This window comes from Kitasatospora sp. NPDC059747 (assembly GCF_042732955.1).
GTDB lineage: Bacteria > Actinomycetota > Actinomycetes > Streptomycetales > Streptomycetaceae > Kitasatospora.
The window spans coordinates 1-10,256 of sequence record NZ_JBHWGV010000062.1 but is presented as its reverse complement, the minus strand read 5'-3'; the positions used below and the strand labels follow the sequence as shown (position 1 = coordinate 10,256).

The following is a 10,256-nucleotide window of genomic DNA, read 5'->3' as shown; positions in this document are numbered from 1 at the left end:
CGAACGGTGCCGAACGCGTCGTTAATAGCGTCGTTTCCGGGCTCGCGAACGGTGCCGAACGCGTCGTTGAGGGCATAGGCAGAGGTGCCAGGTGGTGTGGGCCATCGGTTGCGTTGTCGTACGGAAGCCACAGCCAAGCGGGCGTGGCCCCGAGGAAGTTCAGGCGCGAGACTTCACGGGCTCCGCCACCGTGGGCTTCTTGGTCGATAGTTCGGACACCCTGCGGAAAGGTCACGCGGACGCCGAATTCTCCTGAATGGCGTTCTTACCAGTGCGTTTGCGGTGAAGGGAACAGGTGGTGAACACTATGGCGTGCCGATCTCGAACGGAGAAATTCTCCGAGGGGAGACCACCCGCGGGCCTAATCGTCGGGTGGTCTCCCTGGCCTTGCCCACTATTACGGAAGGACCGACCACAGTATGGAAGACACTCACGCAGACGTCCAGGCGGCACCAGGGCCGATTGGGCCTGGCGCGGATGGTACACAGGCGTGGATGGGTGGGGTGGTCTACACGCTTGCCCTGGCCGCTGGCGTGCTCCTGGTCTGGAGCGGTCGCGCAACTGTCCCGGAGGCTTCCGGCTACGTGGCACCGTTTCTCCTCGTATACGAGCGGATGTTCCGTCGTTGACATCGTCGCTGTGCACTGGCAGTGGGCTACCTGTGGATGCTTCGGCCAGGTCGGCCAGCGGTGTGAGGCCATGGCGGACCGCGCCGCCGATAGTTCTCATCGAGCGGCGCGGGCGTGCCACAGCCGTGCCAGATCCAGGAGTATCTGACGGTCAGTCGCGGAATCTACGGCGCAGGGGTTCGCTAGGACGTCAGGCCGCAGGCGCCCAGGCCAGGCCAGGCAGGATGTCAGACGCCAATCCTTGTAACGCAGGTGTGCAGGCCACCGGAACCGGATGATGATGGCCCGCATGATGCTCAACGGTTCACCGGCCACGGCCCCAGGATGCTGCTCCTGGACCGCGTTGACTTCGAGCCCGGCTGCTACGTGTTCAACCTCGATCAGCCGCTGTTCCTGGCATCTGGGGACCAGATCTGGGCGGAGCGAAGCTCGGTGCTCGTGCGGCGTGCGGTCACCGGATTGGTAGAGCAGCCTGCGGGCAGCATGGATGCCGAGCGGTGGGCGTACAAGCTGCTGTAGGTACGGCCTGGGTGAGCCGCGTGCGACAGCCAAGCTGAGTGTCTAACTGCGCTACAACGGGTGCGCACTTCGGCGGACGGCCACGGACGCTCGGGGACCGTTCGGGCAGGTCAGCGACCTGCTGACCGAGGCCTGACGGGTGCCCGGGTTGCTTCGGGACGAAGAGGCCGTGGGTTCAAATCCCGCCACCCCGACCCAGTCCAGAGGGCCTATCGGAGAAATCCGGTAGGCCCTCTGGCGTTTCTGCGTGACGTGGGCTCAGGCGCCGCCGGGTGGAACGGGACAGGCCCGGTGTCCCTGGGAGGGGGCACCGGGCCTGTGCAGTGGTGGCGAGGGTACTGCGCCGGGGCTCAGGTCCTGACGGCGAACACGGAGTCGGGCGCGCCCGCGTAGGCGTTGGAGAGGGCGAAGGTCGCCGTCGGCGGGCGGTAGATGCCGAAGGTGGTGCGACCGCGGCCCAGCCAGTCGCCGGTGACCGGGAAGTCACCGGGAGCACCGTAGGCGGCGGTGGAGAAGCTGCCGTCGTCGTGGCGCAGGGCGAAGGTGCTGGCGCCGCCCGGCTGGTGGGACCAGCGGAAGATGCCGAGCTGGATGTGGCCGACGCCGTCCCAGTCGCCGACGATCGGGAGGTCGCCCGGGTCCCCGAGGGTCGCCGTGGTGACGCTGCCGTCGTCGTGACGGACCGCGAAGGTGTTGGTGCCGGGCCGGTAGATGGCCAGCTGGGCGTGGCCGTTGCCGTCCCAGCGCGCGGGCACCGGGATGTCCCCCGGCGCGCCGAAGGAGACCGCGGTCACGCTCGCGTCGTCGTGGCGCAGCGCGAAGACGCCGTCGCGGTAGATGCCGAGCTGGTCGTGGCCGCCGTCCCAGGAGCCGGCCACCGGGACGTCACCGGCCTGGCCGAAGGTCGCCTGGGTGACGAGGCTGTTGTTGTCGTTGGTGGGGTTCAGCCACCAGACGCCGTTGTAGAACACGCCCACGTGGGTGGCGCCGCCGTCCCAACGGCCCGTCACCGGGGTGCCGGCGCGAACCTGGCCGTTGACCCCGACCCCGACCTGCTCCGACTTCGTCGTGGAGCGTCCGTGGTCGTCGACCACGGTGGCGGTGACGGTGTAGGTCCCGACGTGCGGGTAGTCGTGCGGGATGCCCCAGGGCGAGCCCTTCACGACCGTGCTGGTGCCGTCCCCGAAGTCGACCGTGGTGGTGGCCACCGGCCAGGGGCTGTCGCCTCCGATGAAGAACTGGACGTGCGTCGGCGCGTAGCCGCCGCCCTGCACCGCCGAGATCGTCGGCGCGGACAGCGGGCCGACCGGGTCGACGGTGATGTTGGTGGTGGAGGTCTTGGTGTTGCCGAGGCCGTCGGTCGCGCTGAGCACGGCGCGGTAGGTGCCGGGGCCGGGGTAGGTGTGGACCACCTGCGAGGGGGTGAAGGGCTGGGGGCCGGTCCCGTCGCCGAAGTCGATCGTCGCGGTGGCCTTGGACCACGGCGAGTAGACGATGCCGAGGAACGCCTTGTCCAGCGGGTGCCCGGCCGGGATCCGGTTGTTCCAGTCCCAGCTGAGGCCGACCGCGAACGGGTTCTGGCGCTCGATGGCGCCGCGGTCGTAGTACGTCGCCGTGCCGGTGCCGGTGTTGTCGACCAGCGGGTCGTCGACGCGCTGGTTGCCCAGCAGGTCGGTGGTCAGCTCGCCGGGTGCGCCGGCGTCGGCGGAGTCCAGCGCGTTGGTGTCGCGCTGCGGGGTGACGTCGTCGTTGGAGTTGCCGCCGAGGTTGAAGCCCGGGTCGGTGTCGACGTCGTGCGCGCCCTGGCCGGTGGCCGCGGTGAAGGCGGCGGGCGAGGTGTAGACGGTGCCGGCCCAGGAGTAGGCCTGACTGCCCGCGTTGACACCGGTGCCGGGGTGGACGACGTTGTAGTCGGCCTTGGTGCCGGTGACCGAGCCGGCCGAGACGACGAACTCGACCGGGCCGGCCTGGGGGCAGCGGATGGTCGTCGGGCCGGTGGCGGTGATGATGTTGTTCTCGATCACCGCGCCGCTCGACGCGCCGGCCAGCGAGACGCCGGTGCCGCAGTTCTCCGCGACGGTGTTGCTCGTCACGACGGTGCCGGGGGCGTCGGTGACGACGATGCCGCCGCCGATGTTGCTGGTCAGGGCGTTGGTGGTGACGACCGTGCCGGTGACGCCCGGGTCGACGGCGATGCCCGCGCCGCCGCTGGCGCCGATGCGGTTGCGGCTGACGGTGCTCGCCGTGGTGGCGCCGGTGAGGCGGATGCCCGCAGCCTTGGCCGAGCCGGCTCCGAGCAGCGTGTTCCCGTCGACGACGATCCGGTCCGAGTCGGCGACGAGCACGGCCTCCTGGGCGGTGTTGAACGCCAGGCCCTGGATGGTGACGTCGTGGACCTTGGAGAGCGAGAAGCCGTGCCCCCCGACGACGCCGACCTGGGCGGTGGGGAGCTTGTCGGTGTCCGGCAGGCCCTGGAAGGTGATCGGGTGGCCGGGGGTGCCCGAGTGGGTGACGGTGACCTGCTCGGCGTAGGTGCCGGCGCCCTCGGCGATCTGGACGGTCTGGCCGGGCTGGGCGGCGTCGGCGGCGGCCTGCACGGTGCAGTACGGCTGGGCCTGGGCGCCCGTGCCGGCGTCCGAGCAGTGCGCGGTCGGGCTGTTGTTCACGTAGAGCGTGGTCGCGTCGGCGTGTGCGGCGCCCACCGACAGCGTGGTTCCGGCGATCGCGGAGCTCACCAGAGCCGCGGCGATGCCGATGTGACGTCTTATGGACATGTCCATCCCCCAGGGCGTTCCAGGACTTTCGGGTAACGCGAAACAGCGCCGGCGGGGTCCCGGTCCGGGACCGCGCGGAAGTGATCACAGACCGGCGCGCAGAGCAGTATCCACCCTGCTCGGCCGCGCGTTCCATCGGGATTCCCCCCTGAGCGCGGCGGGGCGGTCCGAGCCGTGTCGGGCGGGGCGTCAGAGCAGGTCGGCGAGGGCGGTTCGGGAGGTGATGCCCAGTTTGGGGTAGGCCTTGTAGAGGTGGTGGCCGACCGTGCGGGGGCTCAGGAAGAGTTGGGCGGCGATGTCGCGGTTGGTGAGGCCGCGAGCTGCCAGGCGGGCTATCTGGAGTTCCTGCGGGGTGAGGGCCGCCAGGGGGGAGTCGGGGGCCGTCGGGGTGGGGGCGGTGGTGCCGGTGGCGGTGAGTTCGGTGCGGGCGCGGGCGGCCCAGGGGTGGGCGGCGAGGCGTTCGAAGGTTTCGAGGGCGGCGCGCAGGTGGGGGCGGGCGTCGGTGCGGCGGCGGGCGCGGCGCAGCCACTCGCCGTAGAGGAGGGCGGTGCGGGCCTGTTCGAAGGGGCGGTGGGTGCCCTCGTGCAGGTCGAGGGCGGCGCGGTAGGCCGATTCGGCGAGTTCGTCGGGGCCGAGGAGGGCCTGGCAGCGCAGGCGCAGGGCCTCGGTCCAGGGACGGCCGGCGGCGGCGCTCCAGCGGGCGAAGCGTTCGTACGGCTCGGCGGCGCGGTCGGGGGTGCCGAGGCGGACGGCGGCCTCGACGAGGTCGGGGACGGCGCGGGTGGCGCTGACGTGGTGCCGGTAGCGGCCGGTGGTGAGGGTGTGCAGGCGGTCGGCGGCGTCGCCGGCCCGGCCGTGGCCGAGGTCGTCGAGGGCGAGCGCCCAGTGGGCCCAGGGTTCGCCGGAGGCGGGGGCGGCGGTCTGCGGTCCGGTGGTGGCGAGGGCTTCGGCGGCGAGGCGGGTGCAGGTGTCGGTGGTGCCGGCGAGGGCGGCCAGGTAGGCGAGCAGGGCGGCGAGTTGGCTGACCCACTGGTGCTGGCCGGTGTCGCGGGCGAGGTCGAGGGCCTCGGTCGCGGTGACCTCGGCGTCGCGGTGGCGGCCGTGGAAGAGTTCGGCCTCGGCGAGGAAGAACCCCAGTGTGGGCAGCACGCCGACGGCGCCCTTGGCGCGGGCTTCGGCGACGAGTTCGGCGGCGAGTTCGGCGGTCTCGTCGTCCCGGCCGAGGACGAGGGTGGCGCCGCACAGCTGGACGAGGTCGGCCGGGGTGTCGGCGCCGGCCGCGCGGGCGGCGTCGGCGGTGGCGCGGGCGGTGGGCAGCGGCCCGGCGGGCCGGCCGAGGGCCGGGAGGACGGCGGCCGTCAGGTGGCGGGCGAGCGGGGTGAGCGGGTCGTCGTCGGCGAGCGGGAGGGCGGCGAGGCGGTCGAGGACGGCGGCCACCGGCTCCTCGCCCGCGTACCAGGCGGCGTGGAAGGCCTGGAGCAGCATCCGGGCGGCGTGCGGCGGTTCGACGGCGGTGCCGGCGGCGTCGAGCAGCAGGCGGTGGGCGGTCGGGTAGGAGCCGCGCCAGAAGTGCGCGGTGGCCCGGACGTGGTCGAGCAGCGCGTGCGCGAGGACGCTGTCGGTGCGGGCGGCCGCCTGGTCGGCGAGGGCCTCCGCGTGCTCCAGCCGGCCTTCCTCGGTGGCGGCTTCGGCGGCGAGGACGAGGCGGCGGGTGGCGGCGTCGCGGTCGGGGGTGAGCCGGGCGGCGCGTTCGTAGGCCGCGGCGGCGCCGCCGTGGGCGCCGCGGGTCCCGGCGCGGACGGCGGTGCGTTCGAGCGCGTCGGCGAGGTCGGCGTCGGGGGCGGTGGCGGCGAGGGCGAGGTGCCAGGTGCGGCGGTCGCCGTCGGGCAGGGCCGCGCCGACGGCCCGGTGTGCGGCCAGGCGCTGGAGGTGCGGCGCGCGTTGGAGGACGGCGGCGCGCAGGAGCGGGTGGCGGAACGCGAGCCGGCGGTCGGGGGCGACCGTCACCAGGCCCGACTCCTCGGCAGGGGCGAGGTGTTCGGCGCAGGCGCCGAGGGTCTCGGCGGCGGGCAGGACGACGTCGAGTTCGCCGTTCTCCTCGACGGCCGCGACGAGGAGCAGCGTCTGGGTGGCGGCGGGCAGGCCGGTGACCTGGCCGTGGAAGGCGATGAGCAGCCGGCTGGTGAGCGGGAGGCTGCCCGGTGCGGCCGTCTCCGGTCCGGTGACGGGGAGTTCGGTGAGGGCGAGGGGGTTTCCGGCGGCCTCGGCGAGCAGCCGGCGGCGGACGGGGGCGGGCAGGTCGGGGCCGGCGCGGTGAGTGAGCAGCCGGGTGGCGTCGTCCTCGGGGAGTGGCGCCAGCGTCAGTTCGGGCAGGCCGAGTCGGGCCTCCGCGGTGCTGCCGTCCGACCGGGCGGCGAGCAGGAGCGCGACGCCTTCGGCCTGGAGGCGGCGGGCGGCGAGCAGCAGGGCGTCCCAGGAGGCGCGGTCCAGCCACTGGACGTCGTCGACGACGCACAGCAGCGGCCGGTCGGCGGCGAGTTCGGCGAGCAGCCCGAGCGTGGCGAGCCCGGTGAGCAGGCGGCTGGTGGAGCCCGGAGCGGCGGTGAGGCCGAACACCGTCTCCAGCGCGAGGCGTTGCGGTCCGGGCAGGGCGGACAGCCGGTCGAGGCCGGGCGCGAGCAGCAGGCTCAGCCCGGCGTAGGGCAGTTCGGCCTCGTGCTCGACACCGGCCGCCCGGATCACCCGGAAGCCGTCCCCGGCCGCCGCGACCGCGTGGTCCAGCAGGGCGGTCTTGCCGATCCCGGGCTCCCCGGCCAGCAGCAGCACGCCGCTGCGGCCCTCCCGCGCCCCGTCCAACAGCCCGTCCACGACGGCCTGCTCGCGTTCCCTCCCGTACAGCATGGCTCCGACCCTACCCACCCCCGCCGGACGGTGACCGGCGAACGTACGCACCCCCTTACCCATACGTGACGGATTCGCCCGCGCCCGCCCGTCCCTACCTTTGTGAGCAGCGGGAACGACCCGCCCAACACCCCACCGGGACAAGGGAGAAGACGATGACCGAGATCACCACCGCCGCCCTGCAGCAGCTCGCCGAGCGCTACCTCGCGGTCTGGAACGAGACCGACCCGGCCGCCCGCCGCAAGCTGATCGACGAGGTGTGGGCCGAGGACGGCCGCTACACCGACCCGCTGGCCGCGGTGACCGGCCGGGACTCGATCGACGCGCTGATCGGCGCCGCCCAGGCCCAGTTCCCGGGGCTGGAGTTCACCCTCGGGCCGGTGGACGCGCACCACGACATCGCCCGGTTCACCTGGAACCTCGGCCCGGCCGGCGCCGAGCCGATCGTGATCGGCTTCGACGTGCTGACGGCCGGTCCGGACGGGCGGATCGCCTCGGTGGCCGGCTTCCTGGACCGCGTCCCGGGCGCCTGAGCCGCCGTGGCGGCTGCCGGTTCCGTGTCCCCCGCGCGACGTGGGGGCACGGAACCGGGCGTCGGCGCCACAGCCGGAGCGCACGGAACCGGGCGTCGCCACCGAAGGCGTGAGCACGGAACCGGGCGTCGGCACCGAAGGCGTGAGCACGCGAGCCGGAGCGCACGGAATCGGTCGTCGGCACGAGGACCGGCCCCGCGCACGCCCCCGGCGGGGGCGCGCCACCCCCCGGAGGGTCCCAAACCCACCCGCCCGTTCCGCTTCGTCCCCCCGATCGGGTTGGATGGTCGGATGAGCGAGGATAAGAGCGCCGTCCCGGCGTGGGAGCAGCGGTTCCGCGCGGCCCGGGTGTCCCTGCCGGACTGGGCCGAGGACGCCCCCGACCGGGCGCTGTACGTGTCCAACGCGACCGGCACCTACGAGGTCTACGCCTGGGACCGCGCCACCGGCACCCACCGTCGGGTCACCGACCGCCCGAACGGCACCACCGACGCCGAGCTGTCCCCCGACGGCGGTTCGGTGTGGTGGTTCGACGACCACGACGGCGACGAGTTCGGCGTCTGGCGCCGCCAGCCGTTCGCCGGCGGCCCCGACGAGGCGGCCGTGCCCGGCCTGGAGCCCTCCTACTCGGCCGGCCTGGCCCTCGGCCGCGACGGCACCGTGGTCGTCGGCCGCTCGACCGACGAGGACGGCACCACCCTGCACCTGCGCCGCCCCGGCGCCGCCGAGGCCGTCGAGATCTACCGGCACGAGGAGTACGGCGGCGTCGGCGACCTCAGCCACGACGGCACCCTGCTCGCGATCGACCACACCGAGCACGGCGACGCGATGCACTCGGCGATCCGGGTCGTGCGCCTGCTCCCCGGCGGCGCCGGGGGCGCGGACGTCGAGACCGTCGCCGAGCTCGACGAGGTGACCGGCCGGGACGAGCCGCGCGGCGTCGCCTGCCTCGGCTTCGCCCCGGTCGAGGGCGACACCCGGCTGCTCGTCGCCCACCAGCGCACCGGCCGCTGGGAGCCGATGATCTGGGACGTCGCCACCGGCGCCGAGACCGCCCTCCCGCTGCGCGACGAGCAGGGCCGCGAACTGCCCGGCGACGTCTCCGCGCAGTGGCGGCCCGGCGCCGAGGCGCTGCTAGTCGAGCACGAGTACGAGGCCCGCAGCGAGCTGTTCTCGTACGCGCTCGCCGACGGCCGGCTGACCCGCCTCGACACGCCGCGCGGCACCGTCGGCGGCGCCACCGCCCGCCCGGACGGCACCGTCGAGTACCTCTGGTCCTCCGCCGCCGAGCCGTCCGCCGTCCGCTCCACCGCGGGGACGGTCGTCCTGCGGGCGCCCGGCCCGGTGCCGCCCGGCTCGATCCCGGTCGAGGACGTGTGGGTGGACGGCCCCGGCGGGCGCGTCCACGCGCTCGTGCAGCGGCCCGTGGGGGCCGGCGAGGGCCCGTTCCCGACCGTGTTCGAGATCCACGGCGGCCCGACGCACCACGACAGCGACTCCTTCGCCGCCGGCCCGGCGGCCTGGCTCGACCACGGCTTCGCGGTGGTCCGGGTCAACTACCGCGGCTCCACCGGCTACGGCCAGGCCTGGACGGACGCCCTGCGCGAGCGCGTCGGCCTGATCGAGCTGGAGGACATCGCGGCCGTCCGGGAGTGGGCGGTCACCAGCGGTCTCGCCGACCCGGGGCGGCTGGTGCTCACCGGCGGCAGCTGGGGCGGGTACCTGACCCTGCTCGGCATCGGCGTGCAGCCGGAACTCTGGGCGCTCGGCGTCGCCGCCGTGCCGGTCGCGGACTACCACACCGCGTACGCCGACGAGATGGAGGCGCTCAAGTCGCTCGACCGCACGCTCTTCGGCGGCACGCCGGAGGAGGTCCCGGAGCGCTTCACCGCGTCCTCGCCGCTCACGTATGTCGAGCGGGTGCGGGTGCCGGTCTACATCAGCGCCGGGGTCAACGACCCGCGCTGCCCGATCCGGCAGATCGAGAACTACGTCGAGCGGCTGGCGGAGCTCGGCAAGCCGCACGAGGTCTACCGGTACGACGCCGGGCACGGGTCGCTCGTGGTGGAGGAGCGGATCAGGCAGCTGCGGCTGGAGATCGACTTCGTCCGGCGCCACCTGGGCGGGGGGTCGGTGTGAGGCGTCGGCTGACGCTGGCGGGGGTGGGGGTGGCCGGTGCGCTCGTGCTCACCGGCTGCTCCGGCGGGCACCGCGACCACGCGGGCTGCCCGCCCCCCGCAGGGCCGACCGGGCCCTCGGTCACCGCGACGGCCACGCCGATCGCGACGACCACACCGGTCGCCACGGCCACTCCGGTCGTTACGGGAACACCTGCCGTTACGGGCGCACCTGCCGTTACGGGCACAAAGGTCGTTACGGGAACACCCAAGGCCTCGGCCACCGCCGGGGCCACCCCGGCGAGCGCGCACGTCGGGGCCGCGGTGGTGCAGGCGGCCTATCCGACGACGTCGGGCAACGGGTCGAAGGGCTCAGCCGGGAGCGGGTCCAAGGGGTCCGGCGGCGGATCCGGCGGTGCGAGCGGGTCGAGCGGCTCGAGCGGCTCGAAGGGGCCCAAGGCCCCCAAGGGCGGTCGGTCGGTGCACCACCACATCGACCACCACGAGTCGGAGGCCGTGTACGGCACTCACAGCCGGTGCCACAACGGCCCGACGCCGGCCCCGGCACCGTCCGGCACGTCGACCTTCGCCCCGCGGGCGACCCCGTGGGCGACCCCGTCCGAGGCGCCCTCCCCGCAGCCTCCCGCGCCCCCGGCGGCGCCGGGGGGGGCGGGGGGGGCCCCCCCCCCGCCGCCCCCCCCCCCCCCCCCCGCGGCGGGGCGGGGGGGGCCGCGACGGCCCGCGCGGGCGGTCACCGCAGTGGCGGACCCGGTGCCGGGCCGG

Annotated in this window: 5 protein-coding genes; 3 read left to right on the top strand and 2 right to left on the bottom strand. The window is 74.3% G+C overall.

All coding sequences use genetic code 11. The features are described from left to right. Positions 1–953: 953 nt before the first annotated feature. Positions 954–1,148 (top strand): hypothetical protein, encoded by a 195-nt coding sequence (locus ACFV4G_RS25365; protein ID WP_380444139.1) that lies wholly within the window; start codon positions 954–956, stop codon positions 1,146–1,148. A gap of 350 nt (positions 1,149–1,498) precedes the next feature. Here the strand turns inward: ACFV4G_RS25365 and ACFV4G_RS25360 are convergent, their stop codons facing one another. Together ACFV4G_RS25360 and ACFV4G_RS25355 are read right to left on the bottom strand one after the other, a co-directional pair. Continuing rightward, a complete protein-coding gene (locus ACFV4G_RS25360; protein WP_380444137.1) occupies positions 1,499–3,922 on the bottom strand; it encodes a PKD domain-containing protein in 2,424 nt (807 codons plus the stop codon). A 189-nt stretch (positions 3,923–4,111) separates the two neighbouring features. After that, complete coding sequence (locus tag ACFV4G_RS25355) at positions 4,112–6,823, bottom strand: ATP-binding protein (protein WP_380444135.1); 2,712 nt, start codon at positions 6,821–6,823, stop codon at positions 4,112–4,114. 155 nt (positions 6,824–6,978) lie between these two features. Between ACFV4G_RS25355 and ACFV4G_RS25350 the strand changes: the two genes are divergently transcribed. Next, positions 6,979–7,356: a nuclear transport factor 2 family protein gene (locus tag ACFV4G_RS25350; RefSeq protein WP_380444133.1), complete on the top strand. Its 378-nt coding sequence runs from the start codon at positions 6,979–6,981 to the stop codon at positions 7,354–7,356. Between the two features lie 291 nt (positions 7,357–7,647). Beyond that, complete coding sequence (locus tag ACFV4G_RS25345; RefSeq protein ID WP_380444131.1) at positions 7,648–9,495, top strand: S9 family peptidase; 1,848 nt, start codon at positions 7,648–7,650, stop codon at positions 9,493–9,495. Positions 9,496–10,256: the final 761 nt, after the last annotated feature.

What these genes read in the sequence shown, in the direction of transcription:
- ACFV4G_RS25365 (WP_380444139.1), top strand. Translation starts at nt 954, where the DNA reads ATGCTGCTCCTGGACCGCGTTGACTTCGAGCCCGGCTGCTACGTGTTC.
- ACFV4G_RS25360 (WP_380444137.1), bottom strand. Translation starts at nt 3,922, where the DNA reads ATGTCCATAAGACGTCACATCGGCATCGCCGCGGCTCTGGTGAGCTCC.
- ACFV4G_RS25355 (WP_380444135.1), bottom strand. Translation starts at nt 6,823, where the DNA reads ATGCTGTACGGGAGGGAACGCGAGCAGGCCGTCGTGGACGGGCTGTTG.
- ACFV4G_RS25350 (WP_380444133.1), top strand. Translation starts at nt 6,979, where the DNA reads ATGACCGAGATCACCACCGCCGCCCTGCAGCAGCTCGCCGAGCGCTAC.
- ACFV4G_RS25345 (WP_380444131.1), top strand. Translation starts at nt 7,648, where the DNA reads ATGAGCGAGGATAAGAGCGCCGTCCCGGCGTGGGAGCAGCGGTTCCGC.